This window comes from Cedecea davisae DSM 4568, assembly GCF_000412335.2.
GTDB lineage: Bacteria > Pseudomonadota > Gammaproteobacteria > Enterobacterales > Enterobacteriaceae > Cedecea > Cedecea davisae.
In genome coordinates this window covers 115,149-137,915 of the sequence record NZ_KE161030.1, presented here as the reverse complement: position 1 = coordinate 137,915, position 22,767 = coordinate 115,149, and the positions used below count along the sequence as shown (strand labels likewise).

Sequence of the window (22,767 nt, the reverse complement as noted above, 5' to 3'; positions counted from 1 at the left end):
ACTTTTGAAGGAGGCCCGCGATGCACTTGTCCAGACATCCGACCAGTTACCCAACCCGCTATCAAGAAATTGCCGCCCGGCTCGAGCAAGAGCTGCGTAACAACTACCGCTGCGGCGACTATCTGCCGGCAGAAAGCCAGCTTGCCGCGCACTACGAAGTCAACCGCCACACGCTGCGCCGCGCCATCGATGAGCTGGTGAACAAGGGCTGGGTTCAGCGTCGCCAGGGCGTTGGCGTCCTGGTGCTGATGCGCCCGTTCGACTACCCGCTAAACGCCCAGGCCCGCTTTAGCCAAAACCTGCTTGACCAGGGCAGCCACCCGACCAGCGAGCGTCTGCTGGCGGTACTGCGCCCGGCATCTCAGGACGTAGCCGACGCGCTTGGCCTTGCAGAGGGCAATAACGTTATCCACCTGCGCACCCTGCGCCGGGTCAACGGCATCGCGGTGTGCATCATCGACCACTATTTTTCCGAGCTGAACTGGTGGCCCGCTCTACAAAGCTTCCACAGCGGTTCGCTGCATGACTTTATTCACGACCAGCTGGGCACGCCTTTAACCCGCGCCCAAACCCGCATCAGCGCCCGCCGTTCCCAGGCTAAAGAGAGCCGCCTGCTGGAAATCCCCAACATGGCTCCGCTGCTTTGCGTACGCACCCTTAACCATCGTGAAGGCGAAGCCAGCCCGGCGGAATACTCCGTCAGCCTGACCCGCGCCGACATGATTGAACTCACAATGGAGCACTAGATGGACGCCAGCCATTTCAACACCGAACAGCGCCGCGCGTGGATGGCGGTGTTGTCCCACAGCCAGGCCAGCGAGCTACAGGCGCGCTGGGATAGCCTGAACATTGCCCCGGAGTACACGCTTATTCGCGCCCCGGAAATCGGCCTGGTGCAGGTTCAGGCTCGTATGGGCGGCACCGGCCAGCGCTTTTTTACCGGCGACGCCACGCTGACCCGCACGGTGGTGAAGCTGGCAAGCGGCACCTACGGCTACAGCTACCTGCTGGGCCGCGACAAGAAACACGCCGAATGCTGCGCGGTTATCGACGCCCTGATGCAGGAATCCGCTCACTTTCAGACGTTACAAGAAACCCTCATCGCACCGCTGGCGGCCAATCGTGAACAACGCCTTGCCGCCCGCCGCGCCGAAGTTAACAGCAGCCGCGTGGACTTCTTCACGCTGGTTCGCGGAGATAACGCATGACACTAATGACCGCTTTTACCCTCCCGGTGCAGGATGCCCAGCAGAGTTTTCGTCGCCTGCTAAAAGCGATGAGCGAGCCGGGTGTGATTGTTGCGCTAACCTCGCTACAGCAGGGCTGGCAGCCTCTGAACGTTGCCACCACCAGCGTGCTGTTAACCCTTGCCGACAACGACACGCCGGTGTGGATAGACGACGCGCTGAGCAACGAATCTGCCATCCAGAATATTCGCTTCCATACCAACGCCCCGCTGTGCGAGCAGCCCGAGCAGGCGCAATTTGCCGTGGCGAGCGAGGCCATCTCTTCCAGTCAGTTGAACCTGCTGGCTCAGGGCTGCGATATTGCTCCCGACACCAGCGCCACGCTTGTCCTGCAGGTTTCCAGCCTCAGCGGAGGCCGCATGCTGCGCCTGACCGGAGCCGGGATCAACGAGGAGCGGATGATTGCCCCCCAGCTTCCTGAATGCGTGCTGCACGAGCTGACCGAGCGCCCGCACCCGTTCCCGCTGGGCATCGACCTGATTTTAACCTGCGGCGATCGTCTGCTGGCGATCCCACGGACCACCCATGTGGAGGTGTGCTGATGTACGTTGCCGTCAAAGGGGGCGAGAAGGCAATCTCCGCCGCCCATGCCCTGCAGGAGCAGAATCGACGCGGCGATGAAACGCTAAAAGAACTCAGCGTCGCGCAAATTGAGCAGCAGCTTGGCCTGGCCGTTGACCGCGTGATGACCGAAGGCGGTATCGCCGACCGCGAACTGGCGGCGCTGGCTATCAAGCAGGCCAGCGGCGATATGATTGAGGCGATTTTCCTGCTGCGCGCCTACCGCACCACTCTGCCGCGCCTTGCGGTTAGCGAGCCGCTGAATACGGCGGAAATGCGCCTCGAACGCCGTATTTCCGCCGTCTATAAAGATGTTCCGGGCGGCCAGTTACTCGGCCCGACTTACGACTATACCCACCGGCTGCTGGACTTCACGCTGCTGGCGAACGGCGAAGCGCCCGAGCTGGATACCGCAGATGAGCAAAGCGCTCCCTCACCGCATGTTTTCAGCATGCTGGCTAAACAGGGGCTGGCGAAAGCCGAAGAAGATAACGGCGCGCAGCCGGACGATATTACCCGTGATCCACCGGTTTACCCCTGCTCGCGCTCTTCACGCCTGCAACAATTGGTGCGCGGCGACGAAGGTTATCTGCTGGCGCTGGCCTACTCGACCCAACGCGGCTATGGCCGTAACCACCCGTTTGCCGCTGAGATCCGCAGCGGCTATGTAGATCTCGAAATTGTGCCGGAAGAGCTGGGTTTTGCGGTGAACATCGGCGAACTGCTGATGACCGAATGCGAAATGGTGAACGGTTTTGTCGCTCCCGAAGATGAAGCCCCGCACTTTACCCGCGGCTACGGTCTGGCATTCGGCATGAGCGAGCGCAAAACCATGGCGATGGCGCTGGTTGATCGCGCGCTCCAGGCTCCCGACTACGACGAAACCGTCGCAGGCCCGGCCCAGGACGAAGAATTTGTGTTATCCCACGCGGATAACGTCGAAGCGGCAGGCTTTGTTTCCCACCTCAAGCTGCCTCACTACGTGGATTTCCAGGCCGAACTGGAGCTGCTTAACCGCCTGATAAAGGAGCGAGCAAATGGCTAACCTGAGCGGCTATAACTTTGCCTATCTGGACGAGCAAACCAAACGCATGATCCGCCGCGCCATCCTTAAGGCGGTGGCGATCCCGGGTTACCAGGTGCCGTTTGGCGGCCGCGAAATGCCGATGCCTTACGGCTGGGGCACCGGTGGCATCCAGCTGACCGCCAGCCTGATTGGCGAAGCCGACGTGCTGAAGGTCATTGACCAGGGCGCGGACGACACCACCAACGCCGTCTCTATCCGCAATTTCTTCAAACGCGTAACCGGCGTAAACACCACCGAACGCACGGAAGACGCGACGCTGGTGCAAACCCGCCACCGCATCCCGGAAACGCCGCTGACGGAAGACCAGATCCTGATTTACCAGGTTCCTATCCCCGAACCGCTGCGCTTTATCGAACCGCGTGAGACGGAAACCCGCACCATGCACGCCCTGGAAGAGTACGGCGTGATGCAGGTGAAGCTGTATGAGGATATCGCCCGCTTTGGCCATATCTCCACCACTTACGCCTACCCGGTGAAGGTAAACCATCGCTACGTGATGGATCCGTCGCCAATCCCAAAATTTGATAACCCGAAAATGAATATGTCTCCCGCGCTGCAATTGTTTGGCGCAGGCCGCGAAAAACGTATTTACGCCGTGCCGCCGTTTACCCGCGTAGAAAGCCTCGACTTTGACGATCATCCCTTCCAGGTCCAGGAGTGGGAAGAGCCGTGCGCCATCTGCGGTTCACGCCACAGCTACCTTGATGAAGTGGTGCTCGACGACGCGGGCAACCGCATGTTCGTTTGCTCCGATACCGACTACTGCCGCCAGAACAGTGAGGCCTCTCAGTCATGACCAGCCCGTTACTTTCGGTGAATAACCTGACCCACCTCTATGCGCCCGGCAAAGGCTTTATGGATGTGTCGTTTGACCTGTGGCCCGGCGAGGTGCTGGGTATCGTCGGCGAGTCCGGCTCCGGCAAGACCACGCTGCTAAAAGCCATCTCCGCCCGCCTCGCGCCGCAGGAAGGGGAAGTGATTTACCTCGACCGCTCGCTGTATGAGATGTCGGAAGGCGACCGCCGCCGCCTGCTGCGCACCGAATGGGGCGTGGTACACCAGCACCCGATGGACGGCCTGCGTCGCCACGTTTCTGCCGGCGGCAATATCGGTGAACGCTTAATGGCAACCGGCGCGCGCCACTACGGCGATATCCGTGCAACCGCCCAGCGCTGGCTTGAAGAGGTAGAAATCCCGGCCTCACGCATCGACGATCTGCCAACTACCTTCTCCGGCGGCATGCAGCAGCGCCTGCAAATCGCCCGCAACCTGGTCACCCACCCGAAGCTGGTATTTATGGATGAGCCAACCGGCGGGCTGGATGTGTCGGTGCAGGCCCGCCTGCTCGATTTGCTGCGCGGCCTGGTGATGGAGCTGAACCTGGCCGTGGTGATTGTCACCCATGACCTGGGCGTTGCCCGCCTGCTGGCCGACCGCCTGCTGGTCATGAAGCAGGGCAAAGTGGTGGAAAGTGGGCTGACCGACCGCGTGCTGGACGATCCGCATCATCCGTATACCCAGCTTTTGGTGTCCTCCGTCCTTCAGAATTAGGTACTCACTATGACCAGAATACGGGTTCAAAACCTGAGCAAAACATTTGTCCTGCACCATCAGCACGGCATTCGCCTGCCGGTGCTGGCAAACGCCTCGCTGGAAGTTGAAGGCGGAGAATGCGTGGTGCTGCACGGCCACTCGGGCAGCGGCAAGTCCACTCTGCTGCGCTCGCTGTACGCCAACTATCTGCCGGATGAAGGACACATCTGGGTGAAGCACGACGGCGAATGGCTGGATATTGTGCAGGCTCCGGCGCGGGAAGTGCTGGCGGTACGCCGCCAGACCATCGGCTGGGTAAGCCAGTTTCTGCGAGTGATCCCGCGTATTTCGGCGCTCGAAGTGGTGATGCAGCCGCTGCTGGATCTGGGCGTACCGCGTGAAGAATGCGAGGCAAAAGCCGCCAAACTGCTGACCCGGCTGAACGTGCCCGAGCGCCTGTGGCACCTTGCACCGTCCACCTTTTCCGGCGGCGAGCAGCAGCGCGTCAACATCGCTCGCGGCTTTATCGTCGATTACCCCATTTTATTGCTGGATGAGCCAACCGCCTCGCTGGACGCCAAAAACAGCGCCGCCGTGGTGGCTTTAATTCAGCAGGCAAAAGCGCGTGGAGCGGCCATCGTCGGCATCTTCCACGACGAAGCAGTGCGTGAACAGGTGGCCGACCGCCTGCATGAGATGACAGCGATGGAGCCTCAACATGATAGTCAATAACGTTCGCCTGGTACTGGAAGATGAAGTGGTCAGTGGCTCGCTGGAAGTGGCCGACGGTGTGATTCGCAACTTTGCCGAAACCCAGAGCCAGCTGCCGGGCGCACACGACGGCGGCGGCGGCTGGCTGCTGCCGGGGCTGATTGAGCTGCACACAGATAATCTGGATAAATTCTTTACCCCGCGTCCAAAAGTTGACTGGCCGGCACACTCGGCAATGAGCAGTCATGACGCATTGATGGTCGCCAGCGGCATCACCACCGTGCTGGACGCGGTAGCCATTGGCGACGTGCGCGACGGCGGCGACAGGCTGGAAAACCTCGAAAAAATGATCAACGCCGTGGAGGACACGCAAAAACGCGGCCTCAACCGCGCCGAGCACCGCCTGCACCTGCGCTGCGAGCTGCCGCACCACACCACGCTGCCGCTGTTCGACAAGCTGGTCGACCGCGAACTGGTTTCCCTGGTGTCGCTGATGGACCACTCGCCGGGCCAGCGCCAGTACGCCGAACTGTCGAAATACCGCGATTACTACCAGGGCAAATATCACCTGACGAACGAGCAGATGGACCGCTTCGAGGAAGAGCAACTGACGCTGGCGGCACGCTGGTCGCAGCCAAACCGTCAGGCCATTGCCGCCCGCTGCCGTGACCGCAATATCGCGCTTGCCAGCCACGACGACGCCACCTCGGCACACGTTGTTGAGTCGCATGAAATTGGCAGCGTCATTGCTGAATTCCCGACCACGCTGGAAGCAGCCGAAGCCTCACGCCGCCACGGCATGAGCGTATTAATGGGCGCACCCAACATCGTGCGCGGCGGCTCCCACTCCGGCAACGTGGCGGCCAGCCATTTGGCGCAGGCCGGGCTGCTGGACATCCTCTCCTCAGATTACTATCCGGCAAGCCTGCTGGATGCGGCATTCCGCGTGGCACACGACGACGGCAATAGCTTCACGTTAGCTCAGGCGGTGAACCTGGTGACGCGCAACCCGGCACGGGCGCTGAATCTGAAGGACCGCGGCACGCTGGCGGAAGGGAAGCGGGCGGATTTGGTGCTGGCGCATATGCACGGCGACCACATCCACGTCGATCACGTCTGGCGCCAGGGAATTCGGGTGTTCTGATGAGTAAACTAATCTGGCTGATGGGCCCGTCCGGCTCCGGCAAAGACAGCCTGCTGAGCGCTCTGCGCCAGCAGGAGCACGAAAGACTGTTGGTGGCGCATCGCTACATCACGCGCGCCGCCGACGCAGGTTGCGAAAACCACGTCGCGCTAAGCGCGAAAGAGTTTGACCAGCGCCAGCAGCAGGGTCTGTTTGCCCTGAGCTGGCAGGCGCATCACCAGTCATACGGCGTCGGCGTGGAGATGGATATATGGCTCGAAGCCGGATTTGATGTGGTGGTTAACGGCTCCCGGCAGCATTTACAACAGGCTCGGGAGCGCTATGCGGAAGCGCTGGTGCCGATTTGCCTGCAAGTTTCTACCGACGTTCTGCGCTATCGCCTGGAACAGCGTGGGCGGGAAAATGCGGAGCAAATCGAGCAGCGGCTGCAACGGGCGGCACTTTACGCGCCGGAGGGGGATGATTGTCTGGTACTCAACAACGACGGGAGTCTGCTACAGTCAGCCGAATTATTTATGCGGCTGCTGGCCCGGCACCGCTCGAACGTCATCCCTCTCCACCGCAAGGAGCCTCGCCATGTCTGATGTTGTTAAGTTAAAAGCCGCCGCTATCGAAGACAGTGATACCGTTTACCGCATGATCTGCGAGTTAAAGCAGGCCAAAGCCGACCGCCCTGGCTTTAACGCCTGCTTCGCCGAGAACCTGCGCGACCCAAACATTTATTATCAGCTGGCATGGCTGGGCGATAAAGCGCTGGGCATGATTAGCCTGCATCTGCAATATCATCTGCATCATGGCCGCCGCATCGGCGAGATTCAGGAACTGGTTGTCATGGAGGAGGCTCGCGGGCACGGCGTGGGCAAACAGCTGCTAGCCTGGGCCGAAGCGCAGGCTCGAAAAGCCGATGCGGAGCTGACCGAGCTTTCTACCAGCACCGGTCGTAAAGACGCGCACCGCTTCTACGAACGGGAAGGCTACCGCGCAACTCATCTGCGGTTTACCAAACCGGTGGAGACCCCCAATGACGCTGAAGTTAACGCTTAGCGGCACCGGCGGAGCGCAGCTCGTCCCCGCCTGGGGCTGCGGCTGCGCGGCCTGTTCACGCGCGCGCCACACTCCCGCTCACCGCCGCCGCCCGTGCAGCGCGGTGGTGAAATATAACGAAGCCGTCACGCTGCTGGACGCCGGGCTGCCCGGCCTGATGGACAGCTGGCAGCCGGGTGAATTTCAGCAGTTTTTACTTACCCACTACCATATGGACCATGTGCAGGGGCTATTTCCGCTGCGCTGGGGCGTGGGCGATAAAATCCCCGTCTATGGCCCACCCGACGAGCAGGGGTGCGACGATCTGTTTAAGCACCCCGGTATGCTGGACTTCAGCCACACCGTCGAGCCGTTTGTCGCCTTTACTCTCCAGGCTTTGCGCGTAACGCCGCTGCCGCTTATCCACTCCAAGCTGACCTTCGGCTACCTCTTTGAAACGGCCTACAGCAGGCTGGCGTGGCTCAGCGATACCGCCGGGCTGCCGGAGAAAACGCTCAAGTTTCTTGCCGCCAACCGCCCGGAAGTCGTGGTAATTGATTGCAGCCGTGAACCGAGGCCGGAAACGCCAAAAAATCACTGCGATTTATCGACGGTGATAGCGCTGAATGAGCAAATAGGCAGCCCGAGGGTGGTGTTGACACACATCAGCCACCAGTTCGACGAATGGCTGATGCACAATAACCTGCCTGCGGGCTTTGAAGCGGGGTTTGACGGCCTGGAGATAGTGCTGGATTAGCGGTCTTCGTCATCCTGAAGCCGCCGCTCTTCATCGTCCAACTGCTGGCGTTCGCGATCGAGCTGGTTCTGACGGTCGTCAAGCTGACGGCGGCGGGATTCCAGCTGCCGATAACGTTCTTCATTCTGACGGCTTAGCGCACGATCCTGCCGATCGCCGTCATCGCGATCGTCGTGGTAAACGCGGTCATCGCCTGGTTTGTACGCGTCGCTAAACGCCTGCTGAATATTGCCGATAGCATCATCGATAGCATCCGCCTGAGCGAAAGGCGCCGCCAGATAAAGCACGCCGAACAGCAGCGCCGTTGTATATTTTTTCATGAGGTCAGTCTCTGGGTTGGACTGGCCTCAGGTTAGACAGCGGCCGCAGGGGGAAGTAGCGGAGGAATCTCAAATTCGCGGCTGCTCAAGGGCGCTAATCGCCTCCACCCTGGCCTGATGACGACCGCCCTCGAACTGCCCGGCAAGCCAGCTATCCACAATCATTTTTGCCAGCTCCAGGCCCACCACTCTTGAGCCAAAGGCCAGAATATTCGTGTTATTGTGCTGGCGAGAAAGCTGCGCCGAGTAAGGCTCGCTGCATACCACCGCGCGAATGCCGGGGAATTTGTTAGCGGTAATGGAAATACCCACGCCGGTGCCACAAATCAAAATTCCGCCTTCCACCTCACCGCTCACAACGGCCCCGGCCACCGCGCTGGCGTACTGCGGATAGTCGGTGCGCTCCCCGGACCAGGTTCCTTTGTCCACCACTTCAATCCCCTTCTCCAGCAGGTGCGCGACTATCTCCTCTTTCAGCAGGAAACCTACGTGGTCGCACCCAAACGCAATTTTTTTCATCGTCAGCCTCACAGTTAGGGTAACTTTACGAACCCGGCAACTTCTGTGATTTAAGACCGGTTCACTGCCCAATTTATCGGCAAAATCGCCGGGTTCGTGGACATTTCTACACCGATGAGCTTTACAGCGCAATGGTATTTTTGCCAGTAAACGTGATTCACTCAGCGTTGCAATCATCATCAAAATAAAATTAACTTATTTATTTTCATGTAGTTACTTCAATTTATTTGATAGGTAAAACTTCACAAAAAATTAAACTTTATGAATTAATTGTTTTTGTGAAGTTGATAGCATATTTTCTGTCCACGCTGTGATGTTATAGTTGTGCCTTCACTTTATGGACATCAAGAGAACATGATGAGTCAGTCTGAAATTGATTCACAGTTGCCGAACGGCATCGGCCTCGCCCCCTGGCTGCGCATGAAGCAGGAAGGGATGACGGACAACGAAAGCCGCATCGTCGACTGGCTGCTGAAGCCCGGCAACCTGAGTGATGCCCCGGCAATAAAAGACGTTGCCGAAGCGCTTTCCGTGTCGGAAGCAATGATCGTTAAGGTTTCAAAACTGCTGGGGTTCAGCGGGTTTCGTAATCTTCGCAGCGCGCTGGTGGCCTATTTTTCCGAGTCGGAGCAGGTACTGCCAACCGAACTGGCATTTGATGAAGCGCCGCAGGATGTGGTCAACAAAGTGTTTAACATCACGCTGCGTACCATTATGGAAGGGCAGTCGATCGTTAACGTGGACGAGATCCACCGCGCGGCTCGCTACTTCGCGAAGGCAAAACAGCGTGATTTGTACGGCGTCGGTGGTTCAAACGCCATCTGCGACGATATTCAGCACAAATTTCTGCGCATCGGCGTGCGCTGCCAGGCCTACCAGGACGCGCACATCATGATGATGTCGGCGTCGTTGCTAAAAGAAGGTGATGTGGTGCTAGTGGTTTCCCATTCCGGGCGCACCAGCGATTTAAAAGCGGCGGTGGAACTGGCGAAAAAGAATGGGGCCAAAATTATTTGTATTACCCACAGCTACCATTCACCGATTGCACGCCTGGCTGATTTTATTATTTGTTCGCCAGCACCAGAGACGCCTTTACTGGGCAGAAACGCTTCCGCGCGTATATTACAACTAACATTATTAGATGCACTTTTTGTTTCTGTAGCCCAGCAAAACATTGAGCAGGCAACTTTAAATATGCAAAAGACCGGCGCTATTGTGGATTTCTTTTCACCTGGCGCACTGAAGTAAAAATAACAGATCCCGTTATCGCGGGATCTGACTGTACCCTACACTGAGAATATTATTATGAATAAATATCTGAAAATATTCAGCGGCGCTGCTATGGGCCTGATGTTATCCACCAGCGCTTTTGCAGCGGCCGATTATGCGGTGATATTAAAAACATTATCCAACCCTTACTGGGTCGATATGAAAAAAGGGATAGAAAATGAAGCAAAAACGCTGGGCGTCAGCGTCGATATTTTTGCTTCACCTTCGGAAGGTGATTTTCAGTCCCAGCTACAGCTTTTCGAAGATCTCAGTAATAAAAAATATAAAGGCATCGCCTTTGCACCGCTCTCTTCCGTTAACCTGGTAGTGCCGGTTGCCAACGCCTGGAAAAAAGGGATTTATCTGGTCAACCTCGATGAAAAAATCGATATGGATAACCTGAAAAAAGCCGGCGGCAATGTGGAAGCATTTGTTACCACCGATAACGTCGCGGTCGGGGCAAAAGGTGCAGGCTTTATCATCGACAAGCTCGGCGCCCAGGGCGGCGAAGTGGCGATTATCGAAGGTAAAGCGGGCAACGCGTCCGGTGAAGCGCGCCGCACAGGTGCCAGCGACGCCTTCAAAAAAGCGGGTCAGATAAAGCTGGTCGCCAGCCAGCCTGCCGACTGGGACCGTATCAAAGCGCTCGACGTTGCCACTAACGTTTTGCAACGCAACCCGAACCTGAAAGCCTTCTACTGCGCGAATGACACCATGGCAATGGGCGTTGCCCAGGCGGTTGCCAATGCCGGAAAAGCCGGGAAAGTGCTGGTAGTCGGCACCGACGGCATCCCGGAAGCACGCAAAATGATTGATGCCGGGCAGATGACCGCCACCGTCGCCCAGAACCCGGCGGATATTGGTGCCACGGGCCTGAAACTTCTGGTGGATGCGGCGAAGACCGGGAAGGTTATTGCCGAGGATAAAGCGCCTCAGTTTAGCCTCGTGGACTCGGTTCTGGTGACGAAATAGTTTTAAACCCGAGTCGTCTGGTGCCCTCACCCCGGCCCTCTCCCACAGGGAGAGGGGAAAAAAGGTAGCCCTCTTCTTATGAGGAGAAGGCTAGGGTGAGGGGAAACCTTCGCTAAAAATGATTGAGGCTCGTCATGGTCACGCCATATATTTCAATGGCGGGGATCGGCAAATCCTTTGGTCCGGTTCACGCATTAAAATCGGTTGATTTAACAATATTCCCCGGCGAGATCCATGCTTTACTCGGGGAAAATGGTGCAGGTAAATCAACCTTAATGAAAGTCCTGTCGGGTATTCATGAGCCGAGCAAAGGCACTATTGTTATTAATGAAATTAATTACGATAAACTCGACCATAAGCTGGCAGCAAAACTCGGCATTGGCATTATTTATCAGGAACTCAGCGTTATTGATGAATTAACCGTGCTGGAAAATCTTTATATTGGCCGCCACGCGACTAAAAAATTTTTTGGCATCAATGTTGTGGACTGGAATGAAATGCGTATTCGCGCCGCAATGATGTTATTGCGCGTGGGGTTAAAAGTCAGCCTTGATGAAAAGGTAGCAAATTTATCCATTAGCCATAAGCAGATGCTGGAAATAGCCAAGACCTTAATGCTTGATGCCAAAGTCATTATTATGGATGAACCCACTTCGTCTTTAACAAATAAAGAGGTGGATTATCTCTTCCTGATAATGAACCAGCTGCGCAAAGAGGGAACGGCGATTGTTTATATCTCCCACAAGCTGGGAGAGATCCGCCGCATCTGCGACCGCTACACGGTAATGAAAGACGGCAGCAGCGTGTGCAGCGGCATGGTCAGCGACGTCTCTAACGACGATATCGTACGTCTGATGGTGGGACGCGAGCTGCAAAACCGCTTCAACGCCATGAAAGAAAGCGCCGGAAACGTTGAGCGCGACACGGTGTTTGAGGTGAAAAACGTCACCAGCCGCGACCGTAAAAAGGTGAAAGACATTTCGTTCAGCGTGAATCGCGGCGAGATCCTCGGTTTTTCCGGGCTGGTAGGTTCCGGGCGTACCGAGCTGATGGACTGCCTGTTTGGCGTGGATAAACGCGCCAGCGGTGAAATTCTGCTTAACGGCAAAAACATTTCTCCGCGTTCACCAATGGACGCCCTGAAAAAAGGTATGGGCTACATCACCGAAAGCCGACGCGACAACGGTTTCTTCGCCAACTTTTCGATAGCCCAAAATATGGCTATCAGCCGCAGCCTCAAGCACGGCGGCTACAAAGGCGCGATGGGGCTATTCAGTGAAGCCGAGGAGCGTAAAACCGCCGAAGCACAGCGGCAGCTGCTGGCGCTGAAGTGCCACAGCGTAGAGCAAAATATCACCGAACTTTCCGGCGGTAACCAGCAAAAGGTGCTGATTTCCAAATGGTTATGCTGCAACCCGGAGGTTCTCATTTTCGATGAGCCAACGCGCGGCATCGACGTGGGCGCTAAGGCTGAAATTTACAAAGTGATGCGCCAGCTGGCCGATGACGGAAAAGTCATCCTGATGGTGTCATCCGAACTTCCCGAAATTATCGCCGTCTGCGACCGCATTGCCGTGTTCTGCGAAGGGCGACTGACGCAAATCCTGAGCAATCGCGACGATATCAGCGAAGAGGAGATTATGGCATGGGCATTACCACAAGAATGAAGCGCGACGAAAGCGAGAAAAAGCCGTTTAATTTCGCGCAGTTCTGGGACAAGTACGGCACCTTTTTCATCCTCGCGATCATCGTCAGTATCTTCGGCACGCTGTCGGCGGAATATTTCCTGACGGCCAGCAATATCAGCGCCATCTTCGTGCAAAGCTCGGTCACGGTGCTGATTGGCATGGGTGAGTTTTTTGCAATTTTAGTGGCGGGTATCGACCTGTCGGTGGGCGCGATTCTGGCGCTGTCCGGCATGGTGACGGCCAAACTGATGCTGGCCGGCGTGGATCCGTTTCTCGCGGCGCTGATCGGCGGCGTGCTGGTTGGCGGGCTGCTGGGGGCGATTAACGGCTGCCTGGTAAACTGGACGGGGCTGCATCCGTTCATCATCACACTCGGCACCAACGCCATCTTCCGCGGTATTACGCTGGTAATCTCAGATGCCAACTCGGTTTACGGCTTCTCGTTTGACTTCGTGAACTTCTTCGCCGCCACGCCGTTAGGCATTCCGGTGCCGGTGATATTCTCGCTGATTGTCGCCGGGATACTGTGGTTCCTGACCACCCGAACGCGCCTGGGCCGCAATATTTACGCCCTCGGCGGCAATAAAAACTCGGCATTCTACTCCGGCATCGACGTGAAATTTCACATGCTGGTGGTGTTTATCATCTCCGGCATCTGCGCCGGGCTGGCTGGCGTGGTCTCTACCGCGCGTCTTGGTGCCGCAGAGCCGTTGGCAGGCATGGGCTTTGAAACCTATGCCATCGCCAGCGCGATAATCGGCGGCACCAGCTTCTTCGGCGGCAAAGGGCGCATCTTCTCGGTGGTGATAGGCGGCCTGATCATCGGCACCATCAACAACGGCCTCAATATTCTCCAGGTACAAACCTATTACCAGCTGGTGGTGATGGGGGGGCTGATCATCGCCGCGGTGGCCCTGGATCGGTTAATCAGCAAGTAAATTCGTCGTCTTTCGAACGGCAGATGCGTTGGCTGCATCAGCTCACCCCAGTCACATAGTTAGCTATGCTCCTGGGGACTCGCAGCCTGGCCGCCTTTCTGTCGTCCGAAATCCATAGAATTACAGGAGCTTATAGTGAAAATTTCCCCCTCTTTGATGTGCATGGATCTGGCGAAATTCCAGGAACAGATAGCTTTTATCGACCAGCACGCGGACTACTTTCATATCGACATTATGGACGGCCACTTTGTGCCTAATCTGACGCTGTCCCCGTTCTTCGTCGGTCAGGTTAAGAAACTTGCCAGCAAACCGCTGGACTGCCATTTAATGGTGACCCGCCCGCAGGATTACATCAGCCAGCTGGCGCAGGCCGGGGCGGACATTATTACCCTGCACCCGGAAACCATTAACGGCCAGGCCTTCCGCCTGATCGAAGAGATCCGCCGCCACGGCATGAAAGTCGGCCTTATTTTGAACCCGGAAACCCCTGTCGAGGCGATGAAATACTATATTCATAAGGCAGACAAGGTGACGGTGATGACCGTTGATCCGGGATTTGCAGGCCAGCCGTTTATTCCTGAAATGCTGGAAAAGGTGGCCGAGCTAAAGGCCTGGCGCGAGCGCGAAGGGCTGAGCTACGAGATTGAGATTGACGGCTCCTGCAACGCGGCAACCTATGAACGACTCATGGCCGCCGGGGCAGATGTGTTTATCGTTGGCACCTCCGGATTGTTTAATCACGCCCGGGATATCGACGAGGCCTGGCAGGTGATGAGCGAGCAAATCCTGACGGCCAAAAACGAGGTTATGCCCCATGCCAAAACCGCTTAATGTGGTGGCCGGAGTGGATATGGGCGCCACCCATATCCGGCTCTGCCTGCAAGATGAAGCCGGAGAGGTGCTGCACTGCGAAAAGCTGCGTACCGCAGAAGTGATCGCGGGCGGCGTGGTGTGCGGAATAGCTAAACTGTTGGGGGCTCAGCTCGACAGGCTGAACGCCCGCTGCCGGGGAATGGTGATGGGGTTTCCGGCGCTGGTTGGCAAAGACAGGCGCACGATTATTTCCACGCCCAACCTGCCGCTTAGCCCCGCAGAACTTGGCGAGCTGGCCGGTAAGCTTGAGGATGCCCTCGACTGTCCGGTTGAATTTTCACGTGATGTGAACCTGCAGCTCTCGTTTGACGTCGCGCAGAATGGCCTTCAGCACCAGCAGGTACTTGGCGCTTACCTCGGCACCGGCATGGGTTTTGCCATCTGGCTTAACGGCGCGCCCTGGACCGGAGCGCACGGCGTGGCCGGGGAGCTGGGGCATATTCCGCAGGGCGATATGCAGTTAACCTGCGGCTGCGGTAATGCAGGCTGCCTGGAGACGGTTTGCTCCGGGATTGCCCTGAAGCGCTGGTACGATGCCAGCCCGCGCGGCTATGAAATTGGCGAGCTGTTTAGCCACGCGCAGCAGGAGCCTTTTGTCATTGCCCTGCTGGCCCACGCCGCACGCGCTATCGCCACCAGCGTCAACTTGTTTGACCCGGACGCGGTTATCCTCGGCGGCGGCGTAATGGATATGCCCGCTTTCCCTCGCGAAGTGCTGGTCGCGCAAATCAAACAACATCTGCGCCGCCCGCTGCCTCACGACTCCGTGTGTTTTATTGATGCTTCATCGTCGTCGTTTAACGGCGCTCAGGGCGCGGCTACGCTTGCCCGCTCCTGCTTCCTGCCCGCGCTTTATGTAGCGCCTCAGCAAGCTGCGCTCGGGTAAAGGGCTTACGCAAGAGTTCCACGTCGGGCAGCCGCTTCTCGCTGCGCCGTAGATCCTGGCCGCTTATCAACAACAGGCTCAGGTGGGGATGAGCGACGCGGGCCGAGTGGAGCACATCGGCCCCGCTCAGCTCGCCGGGCAACATTAAATCGCTGATAACAATGCTGATGTCCGGCACTTCTGCCATCAGCCGCAGCGCCTGCTGGCTATCGCCCGCTTCCAGCGTCAGGTAGCCGAGCTGGTGCAGCTGCTCGCAGAGGGTCTGGCGCACGTCGGGCTCGTCTTCCAGCACCATCACAAGTTGGTCAGAAATATCGTCCAGCCTGCCCGGCGCGGGCAACGCTTCCGCCAGCTCAAGAGAAGGCGCACGCGGCAGTTGCAGCCGAACCTGTGTGCCTTTGCCCGGTTCGCTATCTATTTGCACCCGCCCGCCGGACTGACGCACGAAGCCGTAAACCATCGACAGCCCCAGCCCGCTTCCGCTCCCGGTTTGCTTGGTGGTAAAGAACGGTTCAAATACCTGAGCCTTTACCTCCGCGGTCATGCCATGGCCGCTGTCTGCGACCTCCAGCACAACCATGTCCTGCTTGCGCCCTTCTCCCCGCACCACACGCTGGTTCCAGGTGCGAATTTTAATTTCGCCGCTGCGCCCTTCCATCGCGTCTCGGGCGTTCATCACCAGATTAATAATCGCGTTTTCCAGCTGGTTAACGTCTATCCACGCGGGCCAGGCGGGCTGCTGGGCTTCAATCGTTAGCGTTAACTGAGAGGGCAGCGAGTGGCGCATTAGCGGGTCGAGATTATCGAGCAGGCTTTTCATCGCCACGGCCCGCGGGTGAAGCGACTGTTTGCGGGAGAAGGCCAGCAGCCTTTGGGTGAGCTGTGCGCCGCGCTCGGCGGCTTTGAGCGCCCGTGAAATGCGCACCGCATCAGGTGAATCGGTAGCGGTCAGCTCCAGGCTGCCGATAATGACCGCCAGCAGGTTATTAAAATCGTGCGCCAGCCCGCCGGTAAGCTGCCCCACGGCCTTCATTTTTTGGCTATGAACCAGCGCCTCTTCCAGCGCTTTGCGTTCGCTGCGCTCAAGCACCACATTGACCATACCCCGCCCCGGTACCGGGCTGAAGCGCAGCTCAATAGTGCGGCCATCCTCCAGCCTTAACTCCTGCGGTTTTGGCAGCGGCCGCGAGAGATTCCCCAGAATATGCTCCTGAAGCGGTCTCACCTGTTTGAGCAAGCCAAGATAATGCTGCCCGCGCTGCAGGCGATGGGGTTCAAGCCCCAGCAACAGCGGATATTGCTGATTCCAGACCACTAAAAAACCCTCGCTGTCGAACAGGGCAAAACCGTCACGCATGGCGTGGAACGTGGTTTCCAGCAGGGTGCTTTTCTCTTTTAACAGCCGGGATGTGTGCTCCAGCGAAGCCGTGTTGCGGGCAAAAACGTTAAACGCCCTGGCCAACTCGCCCAGCTCGTCGCGGCGCTGCTGGGCGGGCACGCTCACCTCTTTCTCGCCTTTTGCCAGCCGCGTCATGGCCTGGGAAATCGCCGTTAAGTTAGAACCAAGGTTGCGGTAGATATACCAGCCTGCAAACCCGGTTATCACCAGCGCCAGCAGGGCAAACAGGCCGATAAAGGCGATAATAGACTGCAAATCTTTATGGCTCTGCTGGCTGCGCTGCTGCGACTCCTCCCCGACTTTTTGCACGTACAGGTTGATGTCCTGATTTAGAAACGCCACCAGCGCCTTGATGTGGTACATATGCCAGGCGATGCCTAAGTCGCTCTCCTCAAGCTGGACCGAAAGCGGCGGCAGCTCGCGCAGACCGGCGCTGAACTGCTGAAGAATTTTGTCCGCCAGCGGGAACGACGCCTGTTCGGGCAGTTGCCGCATGACCTCGCTGAGCTGCCGCACGGCGGGCCTCGGGGATGAAGATTGAATGGCTACCACCAGCAGGCGATCCATCTGTTTCAGCAGGTCGGCGTCGGGCACGTTCAGCCCCTCACGCTCGTTAACTTCCTGAAGATGCTCAAGGTAGCTCTGATTTTGATACAGCGCACTCAGCAGCAGGTTGCGCTGCAAATGGCGGCGATGGCCCATCACCAGCATATTGGTGACGCTGCTTTCCAGCTCGTTGCTGCGTTCGATAATGCGGCTAACCAGCTGCGGCTCGCGGGCGGCCAGCGGCGCGTTGGCTAACTGAGAGAGCGAGTTTTGCAGCGCCAGCTGGGTTTGCTTCAGGCTTGCGGCCTCGCTTTGGTATTCCAGCGCGCCCACAACCTGAGACAGCCGTACCGCCGCCGTCGCCACGTTTGCCGTATCACGCGCCAGCTCCATGCTGCCCGACATATCGCTCAGCGTTTGCCCCTGCACCTGTTCCTGAATACGGCTGGCGTGCTCAAAGCCGAGAACCGCCATCGCACATACCATTAGCGTCACCGCCACCACCAGCAAATTGAAAAACAGCAGGCGGCCACGGGCGCTGGCGAAAAAGGCGGTGCGGGCTTGGGTCATAGAGGCTCCGTGGTTGTTTATGCCCCCTCACCCTAACCCTCTCCCCCGGGGGAGAGGGGAAAAAAGAGGTTGCCTCTCCCCTGGCGAAGTGGAGAAAGATTAGCGCGCCGCTTTTCCCCCCTCCCTTTCAGGGATAGGGCCGGGATGAGGGTCAAGCATTCACTCCAGTTAAGCATTGCACGGATTTTGATAAATATTTCCGCAACGGTAATGTGATCCAGGTTAACTATTCAACTCTATGACAATTATGAACGGCCGCTGACATTTTGTGTTTACCGACGTGTGGTTGACTGGCAACTCCCGATAATCAAAACAGGCGGCGCGCTATGAGCAGAGTCCCCATTCTGGAAATGCGCAATATTGCCAAATCTTTTGGCAAATTTTATGCGCTAAAAGGCGTCGACTTAACGGTCTTTCCCGGCGAAATCCACGCTCTGATGGGCGAGAACGGCGCAGGAAAAAGCACTCTGATGAAAATCCTCGCCGGGGCCTATATCGCCACCAGCGGCGAGGTGCTGATTGACGGCCAGCCCTATGCCATCAAAGGCCCAAAAGACGCGCTGAAGGCCGGTATCACCCTTATTTACCAGGAGATGCAGCTGGCCCCAAATCTGACCGTTGCACAGAACATTTTCCTCGGCAGCGAGCTGGCGCGAGGCGGGCTGGTGCAGCGTAAAGAGATGCTGACCCAGGCTCAGGCTGTTATCGACCGCCTTGGCGCGCAGTTCAAAGCCAGCGACCTGGTAATGAAGTTGACCATTGCCGAACAGCAGCAGGTCGAAATCGCCCGGGCGCTGCACCGCAACAGCCGTATTCTGGTGATGGATGAACCCACCGCGGCGCTCTCTTCCCGGGAAACGCACCGCCTGTTTGAGCTTATTTTGCGGCTGCGCGATGAGGGCATGGCGATTATCTATATCAGCCACCGCATGGCCGAAATCTACGAGCTGTCCGACCGGGTTAGCGTGCTGCGCGACGGGCAATATGTCGGCAGCCTGACGCGTGAAAATCTCAATGCCAGCGAGCTGGTGCGCATGATGGTTGGCCGCCCGCTTAGCGACTTGTTTAATAAAGAACACAATATTCCGCTTGGCAGCCCGCGCCTTAACGTCCATCACCTGACGGACAACGGGAAGATCCAGCCCGTCAGCCTGCATGTACGCTCGGGGGAAATCGTCGGGCTGGCGGGGCTGGTCGGTGCAGGCCGTTCGGAACTGGCGCAGCTGATCTTTGGGGTACGCAAAGCAACGGGCGGATCGATTGAGATCGACGGCGAACCGGTCAACCTTCACTCTCCACGCGAGGCGATTCGCCACGGCATCGGTTTTTTGACCGAAAACCGTAAAGAGCAAGGCCTGTTCCTCGAACTCGCCGCGCAGGACAACATCACCATGGCAACGCTGGAGCGCGACGCGCACTACGGCATGCTCGACCGTAAAAAAGCACAAACCATTTCCGATGACGCCATCAGCCTGCTCAACATCCGCGTGCCGCATGCTCAGGTACGGGCCGGCGGCCTTTCCGGCGGGAACCAGCAGAAGCTATTAATTTCGCGCTGGGTCGCCATCGGCCCGCGAATCCTGATCCTCGATGAGCCAACGCGCGGCGTTGACGTCGGCGCCAAAAGCGAGATTTACCGCATCATGAACCAGCTGGCACGCCAGGGCGTTGCCATTCTGATGATTTCCAGCGAGCTGCCCGAAGTGGTCGGCATGAGCGACCGGGTATACGTCATGCGGGAAGGCAGCATCGCCGGAGAGCTGCTGCGCCACGACATTACTCAGGAAAATATTATGACGCTGGCTACCGGCGTGACCGAGGCCCATAAGAAAGAGGTTCATCATGACTAACTCAGGCACCCAACCGGCGGCTAAGTCCGCCTCGCTGAAGAAGGCGCTGTTTGGCGATTTGCTGCAAACCGTCGGCATTTTGCCAATTCTTGTGCTGATCATCGCCGTTTTTGGGTTTATCGCGCCAAACTTCTTTACCGAGTCTAACCTGCTCAACATCGCCCGGCAGTCGTCAATCAACATCGTGCTGGCCGCAGGGATGACGTTCATTATTCTCACCGGCGGCATCGACCTTTCCGTGGGGTCGATTCTGGGCACCACGGCGGTCACCGCGATGGTGGTTTCGCTGATGCCGGGCTGGGAAGGGCTTTCTATTCCGGCCGCGCTGCTGATGGGAACCGGGCTTGGCCTGTTTAACGGCATGCTGGTGGCCTGGGCCGGGCTGCCGCCGTTCATCGTCACGCTGGGCACTTATACCGCGCTACGAGGCGCCGCTTACCTGCTGGCGGACGGCACAACGGTTATCAACTCCAATATTAACTTCGAGTGGATCGGCAACGCCTATCTTGGCCCCATCCCTTGGCTGGTGGTCATCGCCTTGCTGGTTATTGCGGTGTGCTGGTTCATTCTGCGCCGCACCACGCTCGGGGTTCATATTTACGCGGTGGGCGGCAATATGCAGGCGGCCCGCCTGACCGGCATCAAGGTCTGGCTGGTGCTGCTGTTTGTTTACGGCATGAGCGGGCTACTGTCGGGCCTCGGCGGCGTGATGAGCGCCTCGCGCCTCTATAGCGCCAACGGCAACCTCGGTATGGGTTATGAGTTGGACGCGATTGCCGCGGTTATCCTCGGCGGCACCAGCTTTGTGGGCGGCATCGGCACCATCACCGGCACGCTGGTGGGCGCGCTGATCATCGCCACTCTCAATAACGGTATGACGCTGATGGGCGTCTCCTACTTCTGGCAATTGGTGATCAAAGGGGCGGTGATCATCATAGCGGTGCTGATCGATAAATACCGTACCCGTCACCATCAAAGTGCATAACAACAAAACCCTACGAGTGAGGAAAACAGCATGCGTTTGAAACCGATAGTTACCGCGTTACTGGCTGGTGCGATGATCGCTGGCGCACCGTTCGCTCAGGCGAAAGAGTTAAAGTCGATCGGCGTGACGGTCGGCGATCTGGCCAACCCGTTCTTCGTGCAGATAACCAAAGGTGCCGAACTGGAAGCCCGAAAACTGGCGGGTGATAACGTTAAAGTGACGCTGGTATCCAGCGGCTACGATCTTGGTCAGCAGGTGGCACAGATCGATAACTTTATCGCCGCGAAGGTGGACATGATTATCCTGAACGCCGCGGATTCTAAAGGCATCGGCCCGGCAGTGAAGCGGGCGAAAGAAGCCGGGATCGTGGTTGTGGCGGTTGACGTAGCGGCAGACGGTGCCGATGCGACGATCACCTCGGATAACACCCAAGCGGGGCAAATGGCCTGTAAATACATAGCCGACCGCCTGAAAGACAAAGGCAACGTGGTCATCATCAACGGGCCGCCGGTTTCCGCCGTGCAGAACCGCGTTGAAGGCTGTGAAACCGAGTTCAAAAAACACCCGGACATTAAGATCCTTTCCTCCAACCAGAATGCTAAGGGCAGCCGTGAAGGCGGCCTCGAAGTGATGACTTCTCTGCTGGCGGCGAATCCGAAGATCGACGGTGTATTTGCGATTAACGATCCGACGGCGATCGGTGCCGATCTGGCGGCTAAGCAGGCGCAGCGTAATGAATTCTTCATCGTCGGCGTGGACGGCAGCCCGGACGGCGAAGAAGCGCTGAAACGCGGCGGCGGCTCGCTGTTTGTTGCCACACCGGCTCAGGATCCACAGGTGATGGCGGCAAAAGCAGTAGAGATTGGTTACGACATTCTGCAGGGCAAATCCGCGCCGAAAGGCCCGGTGCTGATCCCGGTGACGATGATTGATAAGAACAACATCGGCACTTACAAAGGATGGACGGTGAAATAATTTTCCCCTCACCCCTGCCCTCACCGTAACCATTCCAGGCTTGCGGTGAGGGCCATATCAAAGGGAGGCCAGATGAAACGCTCCGAGGTTAATCAGTTTCTTACTCAAACCCGCCAATTTTTTGCGCGCCACGACATCCAGCTCCCTCCGTTTGCCAGCTTCACGCCGCAAAAGTGGCAACAGCTCGACCCTCTCTGCTGGCAGGAAGTTTTCGACCTGAAACTGGGATGGGACATCACCGCCTTCGGCGGCAGCGACTTTCTCACCATGGGACTCACGCTTTTTACCCTGCGCAACGGCTCGCCTGAAGGATCTCCTTATGCCAAACCCTACGCCGAAAAGGTGATGCACGTCCGTGAGAATCAGCTTACGCCGATGCATTTCCACTGGTGCAAGCAGGAAGACATCATCAACCGCGGCGGCGGAAATCTTATCGTCGAACTGTGGAATTCTGACCCGTTTGAACAACCCGAAGAGTCGGATATCACGGTAGTGATTGACGGTTGCAGCCAAACGCACGCCGCGGGCAGCCGGCTACGCCTGTCTCCGGGGGAAAGCATCAGCCTGCCGCCGGGGATTTACCACAGTTTCTGGGGCGAGGCAGGCTACGGTGATGTGCTGGTCGGCGAGGTTTCGATGGTTAACGACGACGAGCACGACAACCGCTTTCTGGAGCCTCTCGAACGCTTTAATTCACTTAGCGAAGACCAGCCGCCGGAAATATTACTCTGCAATGAATATCGCCACTTTATTTAACGAAATTAAATAAGTCGCGAGTTAAACTGGCAAATAGATTAATTTAAATTATCTGTTAATTATTTTTTGCGAATTCTGTTCCATAAAAATGTAATTTCACCAAAACAAATTACATCTGCGATTTAAATAAGAATAACAGTAAACTAGCAGGCGGGTGC

At 57.5% G+C, this 22,767-nt stretch carries 24 protein-coding genes; 21 read left to right on the top strand and 3 right to left on the bottom strand.

The window, feature by feature from the left end; genetic code table 11:
• Positions 1-20 precede the first annotated feature (20 nt).
• Genes phnF through phnP form a run of 11 tightly spaced genes read left to right on the top strand, consistent with a single transcriptional unit; the run spans position 21 to position 8,063 of the window.
• Entirely contained in the window at positions 21-746 is a 726-nt protein-coding gene (gene phnF, locus HMPREF0201_RS00635) for a phosphonate metabolism transcriptional regulator PhnF (protein WP_016517498.1), read from the top strand.
• Positions 747-1,208: a phosphonate C-P lyase system protein PhnG gene (gene phnG / locus HMPREF0201_RS00630; protein WP_016517497.1), complete on the top strand. Its 462-nt coding sequence runs from the start codon at positions 747-749 to the stop codon at positions 1,206-1,208. It abuts the gene before it with no gap.
• Entirely contained in the window at positions 1,205-1,789 is a 585-nt protein-coding gene (gene phnH / locus HMPREF0201_RS00625) for a phosphonate C-P lyase system protein PhnH (protein WP_016517496.1), read from the top strand. The genes phnG and phnH overlap by 4 nt, the downstream gene beginning before the upstream one ends.
• Complete coding sequence (locus HMPREF0201_RS00620) at positions 1,789-2,853, top strand: carbon-phosphorus lyase complex subunit (protein ID WP_016517495.1); 1,065 nt, start codon at positions 1,789-1,791, stop codon at positions 2,851-2,853. The genes phnH and HMPREF0201_RS00620 overlap by 1 nt, the downstream gene beginning before the upstream one ends.
• Entirely contained in the window at positions 2,846-3,691 is an 846-nt protein-coding gene (phnJ, locus tag HMPREF0201_RS00615; RefSeq protein ID WP_016517494.1) for an alpha-D-ribose 1-methylphosphonate 5-phosphate C-P-lyase PhnJ, read from the top strand. The genes HMPREF0201_RS00620 and phnJ overlap by 8 nt, the downstream gene beginning before the upstream one ends.
• Positions 3,688-4,446, top strand: coding sequence for a phosphonate C-P lyase system protein PhnK (phnK, locus tag HMPREF0201_RS00610; protein WP_016517493.1), 759 nt, complete (start codon positions 3,688-3,690; stop codon positions 4,444-4,446). Before phnJ ends, phnK begins: the two co-directional genes overlap by 4 nt.
• Positions 4,447-4,455: 9 nt before the next feature.
• The gene (gene phnL / locus HMPREF0201_RS00605; protein WP_016517492.1) at positions 4,456-5,160 is read left to right on the top strand and encodes a phosphonate C-P lyase system protein PhnL; all 705 of its coding nucleotides are present in this window, start codon (positions 4,456-4,458) and stop codon (positions 5,158-5,160) included.
• On the top strand, positions 5,147-6,283 hold the full coding sequence (gene phnM, locus HMPREF0201_RS00600; RefSeq protein ID WP_016517491.1) for an alpha-D-ribose 1-methylphosphonate 5-triphosphate diphosphatase: 1,137 nt from the start codon (positions 5,147-5,149) through the stop codon (positions 6,281-6,283). Before phnL ends, phnM begins: the two co-directional genes overlap by 14 nt.
• Positions 6,280-6,867 (top strand): ribose 1,5-bisphosphokinase, encoded by a 588-nt coding sequence (gene phnN, locus HMPREF0201_RS00595; protein ID WP_227318494.1) that lies wholly within the window; start codon positions 6,280-6,282, stop codon positions 6,865-6,867. The genes phnM and phnN overlap by 4 nt, the downstream gene beginning before the upstream one ends.
• Positions 6,860-7,327, top strand: coding sequence for an aminoalkylphosphonate N-acetyltransferase (phnO, locus tag HMPREF0201_RS00590; RefSeq protein ID WP_016517489.1), 468 nt, complete (start codon positions 6,860-6,862; stop codon positions 7,325-7,327). The genes phnN and phnO overlap by 8 nt, the downstream gene beginning before the upstream one ends.
• On the top strand, positions 7,305-8,063 hold the full coding sequence (gene phnP / locus HMPREF0201_RS00585) for a phosphonate metabolism protein PhnP (RefSeq protein WP_039897816.1): 759 nt from the start codon (positions 7,305-7,307) through the stop codon (positions 8,061-8,063). The genes phnO and phnP overlap by 23 nt, the downstream gene beginning before the upstream one ends.
• Here phnP and yjdP read toward each other — a convergent pair.
• Positions 8,060-8,383, bottom strand: coding sequence for a DDRRRQL repeat protein YjdP (yjdP, locus tag HMPREF0201_RS00580; RefSeq protein ID WP_016517487.1), 324 nt, complete (start codon positions 8,381-8,383; stop codon positions 8,060-8,062). The genes phnP and yjdP overlap by 4 nt on opposite strands.
• 69 nt (positions 8,384-8,452) lie before the next feature.
• Positions 8,453-8,902 (bottom strand): bifunctional allose-6-phosphate isomerase/ribose-5-phosphate isomerase RpiB, encoded by a 450-nt coding sequence (gene rpiB, locus HMPREF0201_RS00575; protein ID WP_016517486.1) that lies wholly within the window; start codon positions 8,900-8,902, stop codon positions 8,453-8,455.
• Between the two features lie 357 nt (positions 8,903-9,259).
• Between rpiB and HMPREF0201_RS00570 the strand changes: the two genes are divergently transcribed.
• The 6 genes from HMPREF0201_RS00570 to alsK all read left to right on the top strand — a co-directional run bounded on the left by HMPREF0201_RS00570 (position 9,260) and on the right by alsK (position 15,528).
• Complete coding sequence (locus tag HMPREF0201_RS00570; protein ID WP_039897815.1) at positions 9,260-10,150, top strand: MurR/RpiR family transcriptional regulator; 891 nt, start codon at positions 9,260-9,262, stop codon at positions 10,148-10,150.
• A gap of 57 nt (positions 10,151-10,207) precedes the next feature.
• On the top strand, positions 10,208-11,143 hold the full coding sequence (alsB, locus tag HMPREF0201_RS00565; protein ID WP_016517484.1) for a D-allose transporter substrate-binding protein: 936 nt from the start codon (positions 10,208-10,210) through the stop codon (positions 11,141-11,143).
• Between the two features lie 134 nt (positions 11,144-11,277).
• Positions 11,278-12,810, top strand: coding sequence for a D-allose ABC transporter ATP-binding protein AlsA (alsA, locus tag HMPREF0201_RS00560; RefSeq protein ID WP_039897814.1), 1,533 nt, complete (start codon positions 11,278-11,280; stop codon positions 12,808-12,810).
• A complete protein-coding gene (gene alsC, locus HMPREF0201_RS00555) occupies positions 12,789-13,769 on the top strand; it encodes a D-allose ABC transporter permease (protein WP_039897813.1) in 981 nt (326 codons plus the stop codon). Before alsA ends, alsC begins: the two co-directional genes overlap by 22 nt.
• Before the next feature lie 135 nt (positions 13,770-13,904).
• On the top strand, positions 13,905-14,600 hold the full coding sequence (gene alsE, locus HMPREF0201_RS00550; RefSeq protein ID WP_039897812.1) for a D-allulose 6-phosphate 3-epimerase: 696 nt from the start codon (positions 13,905-13,907) through the stop codon (positions 14,598-14,600).
• On the top strand, positions 14,584-15,528 hold the full coding sequence (gene alsK, locus HMPREF0201_RS00545) for an allose kinase (RefSeq protein WP_016517480.1): 945 nt from the start codon (positions 14,584-14,586) through the stop codon (positions 15,526-15,528). The genes alsE and alsK overlap by 17 nt, the downstream gene beginning before the upstream one ends.
• Here alsK and HMPREF0201_RS00540 read toward each other — a convergent pair.
• Positions 15,461-18,043, bottom strand: a complete 2,583-nt coding sequence (locus HMPREF0201_RS00540) for an ATP-binding protein (RefSeq protein WP_016517479.1) — start codon at positions 18,041-18,043, stop codon at positions 15,461-15,463. The two genes, alsK and HMPREF0201_RS00540, sit on opposite strands and share 68 nt — an antisense overlap.
• A 326-nt stretch (positions 18,044-18,369) precedes the next feature.
• On the opposite strand from HMPREF0201_RS00540, the gene HMPREF0201_RS00535 reads away from it, so the two are divergent.
• The 4 genes from HMPREF0201_RS00535 (at position 18,370) to HMPREF0201_RS00520 (ending at position 22,609) form a co-directional block, all read left to right on the top strand.
• Positions 18,370-19,893 carry a sugar ABC transporter ATP-binding protein gene (locus tag HMPREF0201_RS00535; protein ID WP_016517478.1) on the top strand — a complete coding sequence of 508 codons (1,524 nt, stop codon included), beginning with the start codon at positions 18,370-18,372 and terminating at the stop codon, positions 19,891-19,893.
• Positions 19,886-20,878, top strand: coding sequence for an ABC transporter permease subunit (locus HMPREF0201_RS00530; RefSeq protein WP_016517477.1), 993 nt, complete (start codon positions 19,886-19,888; stop codon positions 20,876-20,878). The genes HMPREF0201_RS00535 and HMPREF0201_RS00530 overlap by 8 nt, the downstream gene beginning before the upstream one ends.
• Before the next feature lie 30 nt (positions 20,879-20,908).
• A complete protein-coding gene (locus HMPREF0201_RS00525) occupies positions 20,909-21,853 on the top strand; it encodes an ABC transporter substrate-binding protein (protein WP_016517476.1) in 945 nt (314 codons plus the stop codon).
• 72 nt (positions 21,854-21,925) lie between these two features.
• Positions 21,926-22,609 carry a D-lyxose/D-mannose isomerase gene (locus tag HMPREF0201_RS00520; protein ID WP_016517475.1) on the top strand — a complete coding sequence of 228 codons (684 nt, stop codon included), beginning with the start codon at positions 21,926-21,928 and terminating at the stop codon, positions 22,607-22,609.
• Positions 22,610-22,767 lie beyond the last annotated feature (158 nt).